The 19825-nt window shown below is 47.9% G+C and carries 18 protein-coding genes; all 18 read left to right on the top strand.

All coding sequences use genetic code 11. The annotated features are described in order from the left end of the window. Positions 1 to 39 precede the first annotated feature (39 nt). The 18 genes from rfbC to Q8L79_RS15180 all read left to right on the top strand — a co-directional run bounded on the left by rfbC (position 40) and on the right by Q8L79_RS15180 (position 19823). Complete coding sequence (rfbC, locus tag Q8L79_RS15265; RefSeq protein WP_370869996.1) at positions 40 to 414, top strand: dTDP-4-dehydrorhamnose 3,5-epimerase; 375 nt, start codon at positions 40 to 42, stop codon at positions 412 to 414. Continuing rightward, positions 411 to 1265, top strand: coding sequence for an ABC transporter permease (locus tag Q8L79_RS15260; RefSeq protein WP_305272855.1), 855 nt, complete (start codon positions 411 to 413; stop codon positions 1263 to 1265). Before rfbC ends, Q8L79_RS15260 begins: the two co-directional genes overlap by 4 nt. Positions 1266 to 1850: 585 nt before the next feature. Next, on the top strand, positions 1851 to 4949 hold the full coding sequence (locus tag Q8L79_RS15255) for a glycosyltransferase (RefSeq protein ID WP_305272852.1): 3099 nt from the start codon (positions 1851 to 1853) through the stop codon (positions 4947 to 4949). 139 nt (positions 4950 to 5088) lie between these two features. Continuing rightward, a complete protein-coding gene (locus tag Q8L79_RS15250; RefSeq protein WP_305272849.1) occupies positions 5089 to 5616 on the top strand; it encodes a hypothetical protein in 528 nt (175 codons plus the stop codon). Positions 5617 to 5632: 16 nt separating this feature from the next. Further along, positions 5633 to 5854 (top strand): hypothetical protein, encoded by a 222-nt coding sequence (locus Q8L79_RS15245; protein ID WP_305272846.1) that lies wholly within the window; start codon positions 5633 to 5635, stop codon positions 5852 to 5854. Continuing rightward, a complete protein-coding gene (locus Q8L79_RS15240; RefSeq protein WP_305272843.1) occupies positions 5851 to 7284 on the top strand; it encodes a UbiA family prenyltransferase in 1434 nt (477 codons plus the stop codon). Before Q8L79_RS15245 ends, Q8L79_RS15240 begins: the two co-directional genes overlap by 4 nt. Positions 7285 to 7328: 44 nt before the next feature. Further along, positions 7329 to 8573 carry an FAD-binding oxidoreductase gene (locus Q8L79_RS15235; RefSeq protein ID WP_305272840.1) on the top strand — a complete coding sequence of 415 codons (1245 nt, stop codon included), beginning with the start codon at positions 7329 to 7331 and terminating at the stop codon, positions 8571 to 8573. Positions 8574 to 8576: 3 nt separating this feature from the next. Further along, the gene (locus Q8L79_RS15230) at positions 8577 to 9329 is read left to right on the top strand and encodes an SDR family NAD(P)-dependent oxidoreductase (RefSeq protein WP_305272837.1); all 753 of its coding nucleotides are present in this window, start codon (positions 8577 to 8579) and stop codon (positions 9327 to 9329) included. A 60-nt stretch (positions 9330 to 9389) separates the two neighbouring features. Continuing rightward, complete coding sequence (locus Q8L79_RS15225) at positions 9390 to 11204, top strand: hypothetical protein (RefSeq protein ID WP_305272834.1); 1815 nt, start codon at positions 9390 to 9392, stop codon at positions 11202 to 11204. Positions 11205 to 11214: 10 nt separating this feature from the next. Then, positions 11215 to 12153, top strand: a complete 939-nt coding sequence (locus Q8L79_RS15220) for an NAD(P)-dependent oxidoreductase (RefSeq protein WP_305272832.1) — start codon at positions 11215 to 11217, stop codon at positions 12151 to 12153. Between the two features lie 2 nt (positions 12154 to 12155). Further along, positions 12156 to 13445, top strand: a complete 1290-nt coding sequence (locus Q8L79_RS15215) for an NAD(P)/FAD-dependent oxidoreductase (protein WP_305272829.1) — start codon at positions 12156 to 12158, stop codon at positions 13443 to 13445. Beyond that, on the top strand, positions 13442 to 13843 hold the full coding sequence (locus tag Q8L79_RS15210; RefSeq protein WP_305272826.1) for a GtrA family protein: 402 nt from the start codon (positions 13442 to 13444) through the stop codon (positions 13841 to 13843). The genes Q8L79_RS15215 and Q8L79_RS15210 overlap by 4 nt, the downstream gene beginning before the upstream one ends. Positions 13844 to 13913: 70 nt before the next feature. Further along, a complete protein-coding gene (locus Q8L79_RS15205; RefSeq protein ID WP_305272823.1) occupies positions 13914 to 14852 on the top strand; it encodes a glycosyltransferase family 2 protein in 939 nt (312 codons plus the stop codon). A gap of 128 nt (positions 14853 to 14980) precedes the next feature. Then, positions 14981 to 15319 carry a sulfotransferase gene (locus Q8L79_RS15200; protein ID WP_305272820.1) on the top strand — a complete coding sequence of 113 codons (339 nt, stop codon included), beginning with the start codon at positions 14981 to 14983 and terminating at the stop codon, positions 15317 to 15319. A 414-nt stretch (positions 15320 to 15733) separates the two neighbouring features. After that, positions 15734 to 16630 (top strand): glycosyltransferase family 2 protein, encoded by an 897-nt coding sequence (locus Q8L79_RS15195; RefSeq protein WP_305272817.1) that lies wholly within the window; start codon positions 15734 to 15736, stop codon positions 16628 to 16630. After that, complete coding sequence (locus tag Q8L79_RS15190) at positions 16620 to 17609, top strand: NAD(P)-dependent oxidoreductase (RefSeq protein ID WP_305272814.1); 990 nt, start codon at positions 16620 to 16622, stop codon at positions 17607 to 17609. Before Q8L79_RS15195 ends, Q8L79_RS15190 begins: the two co-directional genes overlap by 11 nt. Before the next feature lie 532 nt (positions 17610 to 18141). After that, positions 18142 to 18630, top strand: a complete 489-nt coding sequence (locus Q8L79_RS15185; protein WP_305272810.1) for a transferase — start codon at positions 18142 to 18144, stop codon at positions 18628 to 18630. A 2-nt stretch (positions 18631 to 18632) separates the two neighbouring features. Beyond that, the gene (locus Q8L79_RS15180) at positions 18633 to 19823 is read left to right on the top strand and encodes a glycosyltransferase (RefSeq protein ID WP_305272808.1); all 1191 of its coding nucleotides are present in this window, start codon (positions 18633 to 18635) and stop codon (positions 19821 to 19823) included. Positions 19824 to 19825 lie beyond the last annotated feature (2 nt).

The following is a 19825-nucleotide window of genomic DNA, read 5'->3' as shown; positions in this document are numbered from 1 at the left end:
ATATTGCAGTACAACAACACCCTATCGGCAAAAAAATAAATCCGCAGACTGAATTACCAAATCCGGCAGCCGCAAGGCAAGCTGGTGCGCGTGGTGCAAGGCGCGGTCTTTGACGTGGCCGTGGACATACGGCGCAGTTCGCCCACCTTTGGGCGGCATGTTGGGCTGGAACTGTCGGCCGAAAACAAACGCATGTTGTGGATACCCGAAGGCTTCGCGCATGGCTTTGTAGTGCTGTCGGATACCGCAGAGTTTCTGTACAAAACCACCGACTACTGGGCTCCCGAGTTCGAGCGCAGCATTGCCTGGAACGATCCGGCCATCGGCATCCACTGGCCGATTGAAGGCGAGCCCGCGTTGTCCGCAAAAGACCAACTGGGCACCTCATTGGTTGACGCGGAGCACTTCGCATGACCCATCCGGCAACCGCGGTCAACCCCCACGCCGCCCAGTCCGTATCCCTTGTGGTGCTGGGCAAAAGCTTCTGGCGCAACCGCCAACTCATCGTGCAAATGACCAAGCGCGAAGTGGTCGGGCGCTATAAAGGCTCTGTCATGGGTTTGGCGTGGTCGTTTTTCAATCCGGTGTTCATGCTGGTGGTATACACTTTCGTATTTTCCGAGATTTTCAAATCCCGCTGGGGTGGGGTTGGTGGTGATGATAGCAAAACGCAATTTGCGGTAGTTCTTTTTGTGGGCATGATCGTGCTAAACCTGTTTAGCGAAGTGCTCAATCGTGCCCCAGGATTAATCGTTTCCAACGTCAATTACGTTAAGAAAGTGGTGTTTCCGATTGAAATACTGCCGGTTACTGCCTTGGGTGCGGCGCTCTTTCACAGCCTCATCAGTCTAGGGGTACTATTGTCCGCCTTTGCTCTTTTTAACGGCTACTTGAACTGGACGGCGGTTTTTATCCCACTGGTATTGCTGCCGCTCGTCATTCTCACGCTTGGCTTGGCTTGGATGCTTTCATCTCTAGGCGTATTTCTGCGGGACGTCGGGCAAACCATCGGTATCATTACCACTGTGCTGATGTTCCTTTCTCCTGTCTTTTACCCTGTGACCGCAGTGCCGGAAAGGTTTCGTCCGTTTATCATGGCCAACCCGCTCACTTTCATCATCGAACAGGCGCGTGAAGTGCTGATCTGGGGATCCCAGCCAGATTGGGCCGGATTGGGCATTTACACTCTAGCTGCCACTGTGATCGCGTGGGTAGGCTATGCCTGGTTCCAAAAAACCAGAAAAGGGTTTGCCGATGTTCTCTAACGATATCGCTATCTGCGTCAACAATCGCAACAAACATTAGGAAATCTACGACACTCCCCACGCCGGCTTAAACCGTAGGGTATAAAGCCCAGAAACAATGTCTCAGCGAATTTGCGGCACTCAAAGATGTTTTCGTTTGACGTCAAAAAGGGACAGAATGCTGGCTTCATTGGGTGCAATGGCGTAGGCAAATTATTTGTGCAAAAATTTTCTGCGGTACCTTGGCCTCACCAGGGGAACGGTCGGGATCAATGGGCGAGTGAGCCTTTCTCGAATTGGGCTGAAATATATCTATCCAAGGACATTGCTGCTTTTTCATCAAAAAATATCGCACCACAATACTAAATATCTAAGGTTAAAAAATGACAATCAAAGCTCAAGCCAGATCAGTATCTTTCTGTTGACTTACAACCATGAAAGTTATATTCGTCAAACTCTTGATGCTCTTTTTGGGCAAGTGATCTTTATGTCCAACCTTACTCACATTGCTGATTGCTTATTTCCAATATTATTGGGGATAGCTAGCGCCTTAATTCCACTTAAACTCAAGCGTTTTATCGTCAGAGTTCTTTACCGAGATGCTGCATGAAATTGCCAACAGTTTCCGTCATTATGACAACTTACAATCATGCTGATTTCGTCAAGCAAGCAATGGAGAGCGTGCTGGCGCAAAAGGAGGTAGATTTTGAGTTTTTGATTGCGGATGATGGATCTACTGATCGAACGAGAGAGATTGTTTCTTCAATTAAGGACGAAAGGATCCGGTTCTTTCCGGATATGAATAATCGGAGAGCCTGCGTTGTCGTAAACGAGTTAATTGAGCATGCTTTGGGCGAATTTATTGCATTAATTAACCCGAACGACTATTGGATCGACCAGGGCAAACTAGCCTGTCAGGTTCAGGTTATGCGAGAAAAGCCTAGTGTTGGCGCCTGCTTCGGCAGAGCAAGGCTGGTCGATAAAGACGGACTGGATATTGATAAGGAATTGCTCTCTTTCGCCCCCGATTTTAACCAGGAAAACTGTTCACAGGGGCAGTGGTTAAGACGATTTTTTGATTTAGGTCATTGTACTCGTTATCCCGCAGCGCTGATTCGTAAATCTTGCTATGTGGAGCTAGGTGGGTATAACAATCGGCTTAGGCAATTAGCTGACTTTGATATGTGGATTCGCTTCGTTAAGCATTACGAAATCTTTATTTCCGATCGCGAGTTGATCGGTCTCAGATTTATACCCAGCGAAAATACAAGCAGGGAAACAAGAGCAAGCTGGATAAAAACTATTAACGAGCACTTTCTAATTGCAGAAAGCTTCTTTGAGAACGTCACTCGTGAGCAACTTATTGAAGGTTTTTCAGATTTGCTGGAGATTAAAGAGATACCGAGCGAGCAGCATCTTGATATTGAAAAAGCCAGACTTTTTTTTGTTGAGAATCAGTATCTGGGAGCGCCCTATAAAATTGTCGGCTTGTTAAAAATGTATGAGTTATTACATAGCCCGATTTACCAAGATTTAATGATTAGTCAGTACGGGATAGATGACGCCTGGTTTCAGCGGCAAACGAGTGAAGTTGATGTATGGATCCAAACTAAGGTCGAGCGCGATGGGCCGATTACTGGATTGGTTCAAGCCGGGGATGATAGAGAGGCCTATATCGGTAACCTCAAGCGTGTTTTAGTTGAGCACGAAGAGCAGATTGGCGGTCATATTCAGGCTACCGAGATTCGGGGATCAAGCCGTTGGCGATTGACGAGTCCCATTAGATTCGTTGGCAGTCAGTTATTACGAATCAAGATAGTTCTAAGAGCCTCGCCTTATGCGTTGTCGACGTGCGGTGGGTATCGAGGATTAGTTAAGCATGCGTGGCGTACCTACAAAAGCGAAGGCATCAACGGTATCAAACGACGTATACTTTTCTCAGCTTCGCCTGGCGCAGCATCCCCCGTAATTGACTATGCGCAACCTAAACACAACGATTATAGAGAGTGGGTGCGTCGTTACGACTTACTGACAGATCAAGATCGGAAGAAAATTAAAACTCAAATACGTCAGTTACACAAACCCCCGCTCATTTCGGTGGTGATGCCTGTGTATAACCCGCCCCTGAATATGCTTGAGGATGCAATTCTTTCCGTTCAAGGCCAACTTTACCCGAACTGGGAGTTATGCATTGCCGACGACGCATCGACCGATGTGGAAGTGCACAAGTTACTTCAGCGCTACATGGATAATGATTCGCGTATTAAAGTAGTGTTCAGAGAAAAAAATGGCCATATATCTGCGGCATCAAACTCTGCATTGGATCTGGTCAATGGCGAATATGTTGCGCTGCTTGACAATGATGACTTGTTGCGTGAACACGCTTTGTTTTGGATTGCAGATGCGATTGTTAGTCATCCTGATGCCGGGCTGATTTACTCCGATGAAGATAAGATAGATCAAGCAGGGCTGCGCTACGATCCGTATTTCAAGCCGGACTGGAACCCCGATCTGTTTCTTTCCCATAATATGATTTGCCATTTGGGTGCATATCGTACTGAATTGGTCAAAGAGATTGGCGGCTTTAGAGAAGGTTACGAAGGCGCGCAGGATTACGACTTGGCTTTGCGTTGCAGCGAACAACTTGCGCCAGCGCAAATCGTGCATATCCCCCGGGTACTTTACCACTGGCGTAGCCATCCTGGGAGCACTGCGCAAGCAGGAAGCGAAAAGAACTATGCGTTGTTGGCTGGCGAACGCGCTTTGAACGATCATTTTGCGCGGATTCAAATTCCTGCACAGGCTGAGTTGCTGGATTTTGGTATGTATCGCGCACAATATGCCATTCCAAAGTCAGCTCCTTTAGTCAGTCTGATTATTCCAACGCGCAATGGACTTAGTCTGATTAAGCAGTGCATCGAAAGTCTGTTCGCCAAAACGACCTATAAGAATTTTGAAATTCTTATAGTTGATAACAATTCAGATGATCCCGAGACCTTGGATTATTTCGCGAGCTTTGCTGATAATGAAAAGATTCGAGTTCTCCGCGATGAACGCCCGTTCAATTACTCAGCCTTGAACAACGCAGCTGTTCAGCAAGCGCGGGGGGAATATCTTGGGTTGATCAATAATGATATCGAGGTGATTTCACCCGAGTGGTTGGATGAAATGATAGGCCTGGCTATCCAGTTTGGCGTTGGGGCTGTGGGCGCTCGGCTTTGGTATCCAAATGATACTTTGCAGCATGGAGGCTGCATTACCGGGGTCGGGGGCGTGGCAGGGCATTCCCATAAACACCTGCCACGAGGCCAGTTTGGCTATTTTGCGAGAGCGCAACTTATCCAAACTGTATCTGTCGTTACGGCTGCCTGTTTAGTTATTAAGAAAAGTATCTACGAAGAAGTTAGAGGGCTGGATGAAACCAATCTTAAGGTAGCTTTTAACGATGTGGATTTTTGTTTGCGTGTTCGAGAAGCAGGTTATCGTAATATTTGGACTCCTTATGCCGAGCTTTATCATCACGAATCTGCGACGCGCGGGTATGAAGACACCCCGGAAAAGAAAGCGCGGTTTAAAGCGGAGGTGCTATACATGCAAAAGCGTTGGGGGCATTTACTCAAGAATGATCCTGCCTACAATCCTAATTTGACATTGGAGCATGAAGATTTTTCTTATGCGTGGCCGCCACGTATTAACCGGGTCTGACAAGAGTTTTTATGAGTAATTTAATATTTAATGAGACCGAATATCCGGCCTCAAATCCGGATGTTGCGGCTGCGGGCAAAGAAAGGAAGTTTTGCAGTGGATATGAGTATTATGAAAAGTATGACAAAAAGAGGGACGCATGCTAGGACGATTATTTGGCAAATCTTCGCGTGAGCAGAAGGTATTCCATCGTCTTGAAGAAAAAGACCTTGGCCACAACCCGATTACGCCTAAAAAGAAAGGATTTGACGAGCATGCCCTTGATCGTGTTAGTGCGGCAGAATTGCGAAACAAATATCATGGGCGTGATGACAACCTGGATCGCATCGCCGACGTATGCAAGAGAAAATGCAGCATTGCGCGGTCATCTGAGAGACTGGACGGGGTGGGTCAGCTAGCGTATACATTTGCTGAGGCACAAGCGTATTGGGCGAGATCAATATCTACGACAGATTATATTAATGGGCATTGCCGGCGGTCCACAGCAGCATCGTTTGGTCTTCTGGTATCAGATTTACTGAATCTCGGCTTGATCAGTTTGGAAATCAAGGCAGAGTTTGATACGATGGGCTGCGAATTTTATGTGTCGCCAGGTAAGAATAGTGATGCTTCCATGGAAGTTAATCGTCTTACCGCTCTGCAAGCGAGTGGGCTTGGTAATGCCTGAAGCTGCGGTGATCCGAATGAAACGACAACTATTGCCTGTATCGGCAATCCTGTTAGATATAGACGATGTATTAATTAACGTGAAAAAATGGCGCTATGAGGCCGTGAACAAGGTATTGAGCTTGTTCGGCATGGAAATCGGTTGTAATGATCGTCTAGTGAATTACGATGGTTTGCCGGCGGCTAAGAAGCTCAATGCGTTGGCGCTGGAACGTGGCTTTGGCATGGGGCGATTTTGAACTTGCATCCCCTTGTGGTTGACCTCGATGGAACGCTGATTCGCACGGATATGCTCCACGAATCTGCATTGAGAGTCTTGCGCGATAACCCCTTCGATATATTATTTATCCCCTATTGGTTATCGCAAGGAAAGGCTGTACTCAAGCGGAATTTGTCCAATCGTACCGACTTCGATCCAAATTCTCTGCCTTATAACCGCGATTTATTGGCGTGGTTAAAACAACAACAAACTCAAGGTCGAAAGCTGATCTTGTGCACTGCTTCTGATCACTCCATCGCAATCTCTATATCTGAGTACTTAGGTATTTTTGACGAGGTAATGGCGAGTGATGGCGAGACAAACCTGGCTGGAAAGCACAAGGCTGAGGCGCTTGAACAGCGTTTTGGTCATGCCGGTTTTGATTACGCGGGTAATTCGCGCGCCGATCTGGAAGTATGGCAATCCGCTCGTCGGGGGATAGTTGTCAATGCCTCTGCGGACTTGGTCAAAAAAGCGGGGGCTTTTTGTGAAGTGGAAAGAGTTTTTCCTTCAGCCTCTTTAGACTTTGCAGGCTGGAGTCGGGTTCTACGTGTGCACCAGTGGATGAAAAATTTACTGCTGTTTATCCCCTTGTTAGCTGCGCATCAGATCACCAATATGGATGCCTGGCTATACCTCATTCTGGCTTTTTTTTCGTTTAGCCTATGCGCCTCATCAGTTTATATTGTCAATGATCTGCTGGATTTGGAGAGCGACCGACAGCATCCGCGTAAGTGTAACCGACCCTTTGCCTCGGGCCTTGTCCCTGCAGCAATGGGCGTTGTGCTGGCCCCATTATTATTGCTCGGTAGTTTAGCCTTAGCTCAGCATGTAGGCGGCAGTTTTCTGCCATGGCTACTGTTTTATTTTGTGTTGACTTGCGCTTACTCCTGGAGTCTCAAGCGTCTAATGCTGTTGGATTGTCTGACTTTGGCGATGCTTTACACCTTGCGCATCGTTGCTGGTGCTGCCGCTATGAGTATGGAGTTGTCTTTCTGGCTGCTTGCATTTTCTGTTTTCTTGTTTTTGTCGCTTGCTTTTGTCAAACGCTATGCGGAATTAGAGGTACAGTTATTAAATGGAAAGCAAAAGGCGCATGGGCGCGGGTATTACACTTCAGATGCGCCATTGTTGCAGACGATGGGCATAACGTCCGGCTACGCTGCGGTTCTGGTATTGGCGTTTTATCTCAATAGCGACGTAGTCATTCATCTGTATCAAACCCCGGAATTTATATGGGGCACGGTGCCGGTTATGTTGTTTTGGATCAGTTGGATGTGGATGAAAGCACATCGTGGTGAAATGCATGATGACCCACTGGTCTTTGCAGTAAAAGATAAAGCGAGTCTGCTGGCAGGGGGAGCATTTGCGGCTATTTTGGTAATTGGTACGGTGGGTTGGCCATGGTAGCCGTGTCATCGTGGGGAAGGCTGGGGAACTCGGAGCATGAAGTTATGGTTCTGTCCGATCGGAATCAAGTCATCCAGCAGCTGAAAAGCAGTCGGTCAGGTATTGCTCACGGCATGGGGCGTAGTTACGGTGATGTTTGCCTAAACCCGGATGGTGTGTTGTGGCAGACGACGAGCCTGGATCGCTTCATTAGCTTTGATGAGATTACCGGTCGACTGGTGTGTGAAGCCGGTATGCGGTTGCGTGACATCCAGCGATTGATGATCCCGCGTGGCTGGATTTTGCCAGTTACGCCGGGTACACAACTGGTGACGGTGGGCGGCGCCATTGCTAACGATGTGCACGGTAAAAACCACCACGTTTTAGGTTCCTTTGGCGATCACATTCACCGGATCAGGCTGGTGCGAACCGACGGCGAGATTATTGAGTGCGATCCACAGGTTAAGCCCGATTGGTTTGCTGCCACAGTGGGCGGACTTGGCTTGACCGGTGTAATCACCGAAGCCGAAATTCAGCTGCGCCGGGTGGCTGGCCCATGGCTCGACGCCGAGACTGTGCCTTATAACAATCTGGACGAGTTTTTCCATCTGGCTGATACTTCAGAAGCGGACTGGGAGCATACCGTTTCATGGATCGATTGTATTTCCGGTGGGGGACGTGGAATATTCATGCGAGGAAATCCGGCAAATACCGGTTTATGTCCCGAACCAAAAAATCGAAAGCTAACTATGCCTTTCGTGCCGCCTATATCCCTAGTTAACAGCCTGTCGCTGAAGCCGTTCAACATGGCCTATTTCAATCTCAAAAAATGGCAAGCAGGTAGAAGCCCGGCTCATTATGAGTCTTTCTTTTACCCGCTCGACAACCTGATGGAATGGAACCGGATGTATGGCCCCAAGGGCTTTTTTCAATATCAGAGTGTGGTGCCGCGTGAAGTCGGACGTGACGCGGTGCAGGCGATGTTGGCTGAAATCGCCCGTTCCGGGGAGGGATCATTCCTGGCAGTACTGAAAACCTTTGGCAACCGCCAAGCCGTAGGCATGATGAGCTTTCCCCAACCCGGCGTGACCTTGGCGCTGGATTTTCCGAACAAGGGTGATCGGACGCTGAAGCTCTTGGAACGGCTGGACTCTATTGTGCGCGGAGCGGGTGGGCGAATTTATCTCGCCAAAGATGCGCGTATGCCGCGCGATTTATTCAAGGCAGGCTACCCACGCCTTGCCGAATTTCTGCAATACCGTGATCCGGGCATTAGCTCGGCAATGTCGCGTCGCTTAATAGGCTATTAAATAATGTCAAACAACAAAAAAAAAATCGTCATCATCGGTGCAACCTCGGCTATCGCTGAACATTGCGCACGCCTGTGGGTCAAGGATGACGTAATCGATTTGACGCTGGTCGGTCGTGATTCGGAAAAAACAGAGCGTGTGGCAGCCGACTTGCGCGTACGCAGTCCACAGTCTGCCGTATGTGTACTCGAGGCAGACTTTATTGATCCGCTCGCGATTCAGCAACTGGTTGATAAAATTGTTGCTGAAGCTCCGGTCCACACCGTACTGATTGCCCACGGTTCTTTGCCGGATCAAGCCGCCTGCCAGCAGGATTTGACTACATGCCATGAGGCGCTAACAGTGAATGGAATCTCTCCCGTGCTATTTGCAGAGGCTTTTGTCTCTCACATGCAAAAAGCCAACCAGGGCACTCTGGCAATCATTGGCTCTGTCGCTGGGGACAGGGGGCGCAAGTCAAATTATGTGTATGGTGCAGCCAAGGGGCTGGTTACGCGATATGCGCAGGGTCTTCAACATCGCTTGGCAAATACCGGCGTCAAAGTGGTTCTGATCAAACCGGGTCCAACAGACACCCCTATGACGGCACATCTGAAACAACAAGGTGGTCTTGCTAATGTAGAAGACGTTGCACAATTAATCGTTAAAGCAATAAATCAAGGCACGCCAGTTACGTATGCGCCGGCTAAATGGGCATTGATCATGATGATAATTCGGCATTTGCCACGTTTTATTTTTAACAAGCTAGACATCTAACCAGGGGAAAGAGCGACTACTATTTCCAATAAAAATAGAAAAATCAAACACAATGAAGTTATGAAAAACGATCTTTTGAAACGCCTCCAAACTATAGAAATACTACCTTATCTCAGTTTTGCGGCATTTGTGCTTGGTATAAAATTTGCGCTAATCGCGATTTACGGCAATGCAACGCCCTACTGGGATCAATGGGACGCCGAGGCGGATCATCTATATCGTCCCTGGCTTGAAGGATCGTTGCATTGGATGGATTTGTTCGCGGCCCATAATGAGCATCGCATCCTGACTACACGTTTGCTGGCACTAGGCCTGCTGGAGTTGAACGGCAAAATATGGGATCCCATTTTGCAGATGCGGGTCAATGCCGTCCTGCACGTTGCGAGCTTATCTGTACTGCTGTTCTATTTGAGCAAGACGCTCCTCTCCCCCGGCAGTAAAACTGCTTTGTTTGTCTTCTCCGCGGTGTTGTTTTCTATTCCGTTCGGCTGGGAAAACACCTTGGCCGGCTTTCAATCACAGTTTTACTTTTTATTGCTGTTCAGCTTTTTTTACTTGTGGGCTATGTCTGCTTACAAGACCTATAGCATGAAGTGGTGGATGGGAGTCGCGGCAGGAGGATTGTGCCTGGTCACCTTGGCATCGGGCGCACTTACCATACTGGCAGGCAGCTTGATTTTAGTGATTAGAAGAGTGGTTGCAAAAGATAAAGAGGGTGTTGCCAGTTCGGCCATTCTGCTGTTGATAGCAATGGTTGTGTTAGCGATCGGCTTAACTCCAAGTATTCCCGGGCACGCTGTATTGAAGGCTCAATCCCCGACTCAGTTTTTATTTGCCCTGGCTACGGTGGTTTCGTGGCCCGCTAATAAAACGGGTATAGGGGTTGTGATTGTCCAAATGCCGCTATTGCTGCTCGGGCTGCGAGTTTTGCGTAACAGGGAATATCAAACACCCCCCTGTTTCTTTATTGTGGTGATGACGCTGTGGTTATTCGGGCAGTTTGTAAGCATTGCCTATGGTCGAGCGGCAGGAATAACGTCGTCGCGCTATCTGGATCTCTTTGCAATTGGTCTTGTGCTTAATTTTTCGGTGCTGATAGTTCTGTTAAACCACGCCAAAACACAACATAAGCTCCGTTATGGGTTGGGTATTGCGGTTTGGCTGGCGACTGTTGCTATTGGATTTAACATGTCCGCCGGAAAATTGTCAGCAGATTTGCAAATCAAAGCTCGGGAGGGGTTGGAGCAAGAAAAAAATGTGCGCGCCTACCTGTGCAGTGGAGATATTGCACATTTACAGAATAAACCCTTCCTGTTCACACCTTATCCCAATCCGGAACGTCTCAAACATTTGCTCGACAACCGCTTAATTCGCAGCATCCTTCCCGGTAATATCTACGAGCTAAATTCTCGTTATCCCATCGGACCCGATGGCGAACCGTTTTGTGATCCAGGCTCTTTGGTTCGGGCTTTTGAAGTCCGGGAGTGGAAGAATATCGACAATACAACGGGTCTCGTAGCGGTCGCTTCGATCAGCAATAATGGGTGGCAGGGTACCGATTATTTCAAGAGCAGTATTCCAGGGTTTCGGGTTATTGGATCGTTGATCAAGTCGGAAAACGATACTGGAATGGTTACACTTCATCTACGGCGAGATGATCGGATTCTTTATCGTTCCGGGCCGAGGGTGGCGGAGCAATTCGTACTTGTGAATAACGGCGGGGCGGGAAAATTTCACACTATACTCCCGCTTGCTCTGGAGTGGTCTGTATTGGAATTTTCCAATACTCAATTACCCGATGAGTTCGATGTCACGCTGATTGATGCGGGTACTAAGTGGGGCGAATGGTCTGCAATCGCTCTTAAAGTTAATTGATGGAAGTGAGATGAAAGAAAAACGAATTATTCTCCCCGGCGGTGCTGGTCTTGTTGGTCAAAACCTCGTCGCTCGCCTGAAAGCCAAAGGATATAGCAATATCGTTGTCCTGGATAAGCATCGCGCCAATTTGGCCGTCCTCAAAGAGGTTCAGCCCGATATTACGGTCGAGTATGCAGATCTGGCAGAACCTGGCGATTGGCAGCGATATTTTCAAGATGCTGAAGTGGTTGTGATGTTACAGGCCCAGATCGGCGGCAATGATTATCAGGAGTTTGTCCGCAATAATGTGGACGCCACACGTCTGATTCTGGATGCTGTTAAAGCCAACAATGTGCCCTATCTCGTTCACATCAGTTCTTCGGTCGTGGAATCGGTGGCGGATGACTTCTACACCAAAACCAAGATAGATCAGGAACTCATGGTGTTGGAGAGCGGTATTCCTTGCCCCGTATTGCGCCCGACTTTGATGTTCGGCTGGTTTGATCGCAAGCATCTGGGCTGGCTATCGCGCTTCATGAAGAAGGTGCCGGTTTTCCCCATACCCGGGCACGGCCGCTATATGCGCCAGCCTCTTTATGTTGGCGATTTTTGCAACATTATTATCAGTTGCATTGAAAACAAAATTACCGAGGGCGTTTACAACATCTCCGGTCACGAGAAAGTTGATTACATTGATATGATTAGAGAGATAAAAAATGCGACCGGTGCAAGAGCGCTAATCATCAAAATTCCATATGGCTTATTTTATTCGTTGATTTGGGTCTGGGGACTTTTTGACAAAAATCCTCCGTTCACCACCCAACAGCTTGCTGCACTGAGTGCCAAAGATGAGTTTGAGGTAATCGACTGGCCGGGTATTTTTGGCGTGCCTTATACGCCTTTTGCCAAAGCGATTAATGAAACCTTTAACGACCCGGCGTACAGCAAAGTGGTTCTGGAATTTTAAGTATGAATAAGCAACGTATTGCGGTTTTAGGTGCAGGGCCGATGGGTTTGGCTGTGGCTTATCAATTGGCGCGTGACGGCTATCATCCGACGGTTTTTGAAGCGGATGACAGAATAGGCGGGATGACCGCTGCGTTCGATTTCTCCGGCCTGTCCATTGAACGTTACTACCATTTTCATTGCATCTCCGACCATGCTTTCCTGATGATGTTGGACGAACTGGCTTTGGCCGACAAGATGCACTGGGTAGAAACAAAAATGGGCTACTGGTATCAGGGGCGCTTGCAGCCGTGGGGCAATCCGGTTGCACTTTTAAAGTTTAAAGGTTTAAGTCTGGCTGCTAAATTCCGCTATGGTCTCCACGCTTTCCTGTGCACCAAACGCAACGACTGGAAGCCGCTGGATCATGTCGAAGCGAGTGGTTGGATCAAACGCTGGGTGGGCGCGGAAGCTTATGAAGTCTTGTGGCGCAGGCTGTTTGACTACAAGTTCTACGATTACACCGATAACCTGTCGGCAGCATGGATCTGGAGCCGGATTCGGCGTATCGGTAGGTCGCGCTACAGTCTGTTCCGCGAAAAGCTGGGCTACTTGGAAGGCGGATCGGAAACACTGCTTCAAGCAATGCGCGCTGATATTGAAGCGCACGGCGGCGAGATTCGACTTAAATCAGCGATTAGCAAAGTTGTCATCGAAGAAGGGCAAGTGCGGGGCGTTGAGGTGGCAGGACACATCGAAATGTTCGACAAGGTGATCAGTACCATTCCGCTGCCCTATGTGCCAAGACTGATGCCCGATTTGCCGGCCGACATCCTGGATAGCTTCCGGTTGATTAATAATATCGCAGTGGTCTGCGTGATCGTCAAGCTGCGTAAAGCATTGACCGGGAACTTCTGGTTAAACACCAATGACCCTGAAATGGACATCCCAGGCTTGGTGGAATACAGCAATTTGCGGCCGTTGGATCAGCACATCGTTTATGTCCCTTTTTATATGCCCGGTGAGCACCCGAAATTTGCTGAATCGGATCAAGTCTTCCTCGACAAAGTGCGCAGCTACTTGAAAAAGATTAATCCAGAGCTGTCCGACGAAGACTTTATTGAGCTGCGGTCGAGTCGTTACCGTTATGCGCAACCTATCTGTGATCCCGGTTATCTTGATAAGCTGCCTCCAGTTGCACTGCCGGTTAAAGGTTTATGGGTTGCCGATACGTCTTATTATTATCCGGAAGACAGAGGGATATCCGAAAGTATTGGTTTCGGGCGGAAAATGGCCAAGGACGCGATGGTGTGATTAAGCACTTCTTCTCAAAACAGTTCATGATTTTTTTGTTGACTGGAGGGACTGCTGCCGCCGTAAACTTTAGCTCCAGAATTCTTTACAGTCAGCATTTTGATTTTTCTTCAGCCGTGATTTTTGCCTATCTTACAGGGATGATTACGGCTTTTGTGCTAGCCAAGCTCTTTGTATTCAAAAAGAGTCAGCAATCAATACGTCGTTCTGCTTTGTTCTTTGTTCTTGTGAATCTGGTTGCCATATTACAAACCTGGGGCATTAGTATGGGCTTGGCGCATTACCTCTTGCCATCGCTGGGGGTAAGATTGTACGTGCGGGAAATAGCCCATGCAACCGGTGTGGCTGTGCCCGTGTTCACCAGTTATATCGGCCATAAGCGTTGGTCATTTCGATGATAGGTTACCAAAAGACGTCAGGTGTTCTTAGACAAGAACTATTTCGTCTCTTTTAAATTTCGAACGAATCATGGTAAATGAAAATTATTGTCACGATGTGTCTGCAGTGTTGGTTACCTACAATCCCGACACCGAAGCTCTTCGTGCTGCAATTCAAGCCGTTTCTGATCAAGTATCTGATATTTTTATTGTAGATAATGCTTCGTCAAATTTTTCACCTAGCTGGTTCGATAAACTTGAAGATCAGGCAAATGCAAAATTGCACCTGCTCCAGCAGGAAGAAAATTTGGGGATCGGTGCTGCCCATAATATCGGGATTAGGCGCGCAATTGAGCAAAGCTCAAAATTTGTATTGTTGCTGGACCAGGACAGTCAGGTAGGGGTGGATATGGTGATTCGATTGCGATCCGCCTGTGCCGCATTGAATGAAAAAGGTATTCAGGTCGCGGCAATTGGTCCTCAATACCGCGATGCAGAGAATGGTGTGTTATCCCGATTTGTAAAAGTCGGGATGTTTCGTTTTATTCATTGTGGATGCGAGAATAATACATCCATTGTGGATGCGGATTTTTTGGTTTCTTCCGGGTCATTACTGCCAATTGCAGTACTGGAAACTGTTGGGCTAATGGATGAAAGCCTGTTTATTGATCATGTGGATACGGAATGGTGCTTTCGTGCAAAATCCAAAGGATTGCAAATATTCGGGCTATGTGGCGCGGTGATGACACATGCGCTTGGAGAGCAGCGAAGGGAAGTTTGGTTTTTGCGTAAGCGGACGGTGCCTTTTCACAAACCTTTTCGGTATTACTATATGTTTCGCAACAGCGTATTACTGTACCGTCGGAGGTATATGCCGTTGAACTGGAAAATTGCCGATATTGCCAGATGTTTAAAAATGGCGGTTTTCTTTAGCTGGACAGCAGAAAATCGTTTGACATGCCTAAAAATGATGTCTCTAGGTGTGATTGATGGCTTGAGGGGCATAAACGGTAAACGCAATGGCTTGTGAATTACACAAATATTAAATCTGGGCTTGCGGTTCCGGATGACGGATTGGCCTCTTAGGCAGGCGTAGCGTAGAAAAATTATATGCATTCCGGACATCTGAATGCCCCGTTTTTATTAATGAGTATTTAGATGTTATTTCCCATGCCTGTCATTGTCGGCGCCCCTCGATCAGGTACCACATTATTGCGTCTTATGCCGGACGCCCATCCCGGGCTTGCGATTCCTCCGGAAACTGAATTTTTAGCGCTATACGGCAGAGGGTTAGAATCTTCGGAAATTTTCCCCGAGAGATTCGTCGATGCAACTTCAGATTTCCCACCGGATGCGCCCACATGGCCCGATTTTGGAATCGATAAAGGTAGTTTATCCGGATGCTGGATCGGGATGGATGTTTCGATACCGCCACAGGCAGCAGAAGCTTTTATCGAGCCTATGCCAACCGATTCAACAAATTGCGCTATGGCGTAAAACGCCGAATTATTGCTTTCACATCGCGGCAATACATGAGCTGTTGCCGGAAAAACCCGCTTTAAGAGCTTCCCGAACTTGGAAAGCGTTTTCCGGCTGCCGGAAACTTAGAAAGTGGCTGAGGTAAAGACCATTTAATCTGTTGGGATGCGTTTACACAAACTGAGGAAAAGCCAGAATCTCGCCGAATGTGTTATCCACTCTATCTGTGTTGATTCGCTGCTGACTTGTCCGTACGAAGTTGTTGTTCATTTTTTGTATTGACAATGGATACACTGCTTGAGAAAGTGATTATAGTTTGTGTATCTGTATTATTATTCAGGAATACTGTTATGTGTCCGCCGCTTCAATTAATGAAGTTTGGCGGCAGTTGGAGAAGTTGATGATTAAAACAAAACTTGGTAGAAAATAAATATGAGAGTCGTCATCTCAACAATCATTGTCAATTATAACGCAGGGGAGTTATTGCGTAGCTGTGTCGATTCTTTGCTCAATTGCCCCTTGGAAATCGAAATTATCGTGATTGATAATGCATCAAGGGATGGTAGTTTGGATGCCTTGCAGGGCTTGCCGTGCGTACGGATTATTAGAAATACAACCAACGTTGGTTTCGCTACGGCTTGTAATATTGGCGCGCGTGTTGCTTCTGCACAATTTTTATTGTTCCTTAATCCTGACTGTTCTTTCAAACCGGGCGCCTTGGCCGGACTATTGGACGCGATGAATGAAGATCAGAGCGTGGGTATGACAGGAGGCTTTATTACCAATTTGGATGGAACCGAACAAGCGGGTAGTCGCAGGGCCGTCCCCACGCCTTGGCGTTCTTTTGTGCGAGTATTTGGGTTGGGGCGTTTTTCGGATCGGTGGCCGCGCCTATTCTTTGATTTTCACTTGCACAGTCAACCGCTGCCGGATTGTCCCATTGAGGTGGAGGCAATCTCCGGTGCTTGCATGATGGTCAAGCGTGAGGCGATGCAGGATGTTGGCGAATGGGACGAAGGTTATTTTTTACATTGCGAAGATCTGGACTGGTGCATGCGCTTTCGACAAAAAGGATGGAAGATTCTGTTCGTTCCGTCGGCGCAAATCATCCATGCATTAGGCGTTTGCGGAAGAAGCCGTCCGGTGTTTGTTGAGTGGCACAAGCATAAGGGAATGATACGGTTTTACAAGAAATTCTTTCGGCACCAGTATCCGGGGGTGCTGATGGGGTTGGTTGTAGTCGGCGTGTGGCTGCGGTTTGGCCTTATGGCTACTTACTACTCGGCCAGGCGTGCCGGTCGGGCGTTGGGGTTTGGCTGTGACGAATAATGCGATTTCCATTGCCTCTCACCCAGAGGGTGATGAGTTACAACTAAACCTCGTAGGAGTTCTTGGTGCAACCAGTTCGGTGGGAGTCTGTTTGCTGCCGATGCTGACGCAAGCAGGATGGCGGGTGGCGGCGTTCTCGCGGAACGCGGTTGGACTGCTTGATGATAAGGTGGAGTGGCGACAGCTTGCCGCCTCTTTATCATCTCCTCTGACAAAACCGGTAGCCATTCAGCCAAGCCATCAAATGGCAACCACTGCGTCGCTGGATCTACCTCGTGCAGGCGAGGCGAGTGTTTCGTTTTGGATTTGTGCCGCACCTATTTGGGTGCTGCCGGACTATTTTGCCTGGCTCGATGCGCAGGGTGCGAAGCGTGTGGTGGTATTGTCTTCTACCAGTCGGTTCACCAAGGATGATTCTACCGATCAGGAGGAGCAGGCCATAGCACGTCGGCTTGCTGATGCGGAAACACGTGTGCGGGAGTGGGCGGAAAACCGCGGAGTGGAGTGGGTGATTCTGCGTCCTACGCTGATTTATGGTTTGGGGAGGGACAAAAATATCGCCGAGATTGCGCGCTTCATCCGGCGGTTTGGCTTCTTTCCCTTATTTGGTCAGGCAAACGGCCTGCGTCAGCCTATTCATGTCGCGGATGTAGCAGGTGCATGTCTGGCCGCTTTGCAGGCGCCTTGCGCGGCGAACAGAGCGTATAACATTTCCGGTGGCGAGACGCTCACTTATCGCAATATGGTCGCTCGTGTTTTTTCCGCCCTCTGCCGCCGTCGGCGCTTGCTGACTGTCCCGCTTTGGACTTTCCGTCTGGCGGTGGCTATGTTACGCCGCTTGCAGCGCTATCGGCAGTGGTCGGCTGCCATGGCCGAGCGTATGAACCATGATTTGGTGTTTGATCACGCTGAGGCGACGCGAGACTTGGAATTTAAGCCTAGGGCGTTCGTGCTGTCGGCGGAGGATGTGGCTGCATAATACATTTATGTATAGGAATGTAGTGCCCGATTGGTGTGATTATGCGAGCTCAACCCCCGTAATGCTTCGTCCGATCAACTTGGTTTGGGAGCAAATGCGTTCAAGGCATTCAGTAAATCAGGCTGGCAGACAAGTTTAAAATGCGTCATGGTGTGCGTAAAATGATAAAATATGTAAATAGATTCTTTATGGTTAATAACCATGAGTCATAAGTCCGCCTCTTTATTTCCATTATCGTTGCCCCCCGTTTTCAAAAGCACTAAATAGTATAAGAACGTATTGGTAGTGCCGCATGGCGGTATGGTACGGAAGGTATTGGTTAAAATCGGCAATATTTAATATAAAAATCTTAAATTATATGATGAAGTTGAGAAATGAACATTCTTCGAATATCCAAATCGATTTTAAATCATAGTGTTAAATGGACGAAAATTTTCTACAGATAGTCGACGGTTGGGCTTTCAACAAGGGAAAAGCATTAAAGCATGGTCGAATCCATCTGTGGCTTTTCAGTTTGTTATGGCTATAAAAAATGCTTAGACATTTATTAAACTTTCTGCTGCTTATATTGCCGCCATCTCGGTGTTTCTGGTTTAGGCGGCTATGCCTTAAATTAAGTGATGTTGAGATTGGCGAGAATGTCTCGGTATGTGGCCGAGGCTGGATATATGGTCGCGGCCAACTTCGTATTGGCCGCGATACCTGGCTGAGTCCTGGTGTGATTTTTTACACACATACGGAAGTTCCTATTTTGATCGGTGAATGCTGTGACATAGGTCCGGCCATTGAGTTTATTAAGTACGGGCATAGCATCGGTAAGGCATCGCGTCGAGTCGGTACTGGAACAATAAAACCTATAATGATTAATGATGATTGTGTGATTGGCGCGGGTTCCCGAATATTGAGTGACGTCAATACTGAGGCGGGATCTGTCGCAGTAGGTTCGGTGGTCAAACATGATGTACAGGCCAACGTACTCATAGCTGGTGTGTCTGCCGTATTCAAAAAGAAGTTCACTTAAACATGCATAATCTTTTTTTTATGTGTAATGCTCTTGATGATATAACGCGCCTCGAAAGAGGCATCGTGACAGATAGCCCTGCTGCATCTCGCAAAGTCTTTAATATATCTAAGGCTACTCGTAAAGCCGGAGTCCGTGTATTAGTGATCAGCTTGGGGCGCGGCAAGCAGGATGGCTCTGGTCGGTATTTTCGCAGCAAGGTGTGTCGATTAGATGGGGTGCCTGTTATTTATTTGCCTTTTTTTCACTTACCCGTTCTTTCCGAGTTGCTGACATTATTTTCTTCCGTTCCTCTGCTATGGCGCTTACATAAAAAAATAAACACGAAAACAGTCCTTTTTTATAATCGTATACCGGCCTATTTGTTCGTCCTGGTTTTTACAAAAATCCTTCGGATTGAGACTGCATTGGATTTAGAGGATGGTGAGACAGATTTAACCCATTGGTCTTTATCAGGCATCAAGTCACGCATCTTAAGCGGGCTTTACGATACGCTGTGCTCGGGAGGCGCACTGCTTGCATGTCAGGCGCTTGAAAGCGCGACTAAACTGCGGCCGACTCTATGTTGTTACGGAACTTCGGAAGCACCGTCTACAATGCCGAACTGGGGTTTATTGCCAATCACCGTTCTTCTTGGTGGAACGGTTTCATACGATACCGGTGCACAGTTGCTAATTGACGCAATCCGTATATTACGTAAGAAATCCCCATCTTGGGCAAAAAATATAAGGTTTACGATTACCGGCAAGGGCGATTGTATTGAGCAGTTTAAAGCGTTGGCTGATGACACTGGAAGCCCTGAAGTCATTGTGTATGGCCGCACAACAGACGAAGAATACAGGCAGATACTCACGGATACACATATTGGTCTATCCCTTAAGCCAATTTCAGGTGTACAGGCAGACACGACATTTCCGTCCAAGGTTATTGAATTCGCCAGTCAAGGCATACTCGTCGTCACGACGGACATTAGCGATGTTCGAGAAGTGCTTGCTGAGGGCGCCATCTACCTGGAAATGAATGATTCAACTCTGTTGATCGAGAAGCTGCGTTGGATTGTAGAAAATCGTGATGCAGCAAGGGCGTTGTCGTTAAATGGCGTGCAAGCCGTATCGGCAATCTGCGCACCGGAAAGAGTGGGTCAAATGCTGAGCGAGTTCCTGTTTGAGTCTTCAACTGGAGCGCAACATTGAAA

The organism is Methylobacter sp., from assembly GCF_030680395.1.
Lineage (GTDB): Bacteria > Pseudomonadota > Gammaproteobacteria > Methylococcales > Methylomonadaceae > Methylobacter_A.
The sequence above is the reverse complement of the archived record's forward strand: the minus strand, read 5'-3'. Positions and strand labels throughout refer to the sequence as shown.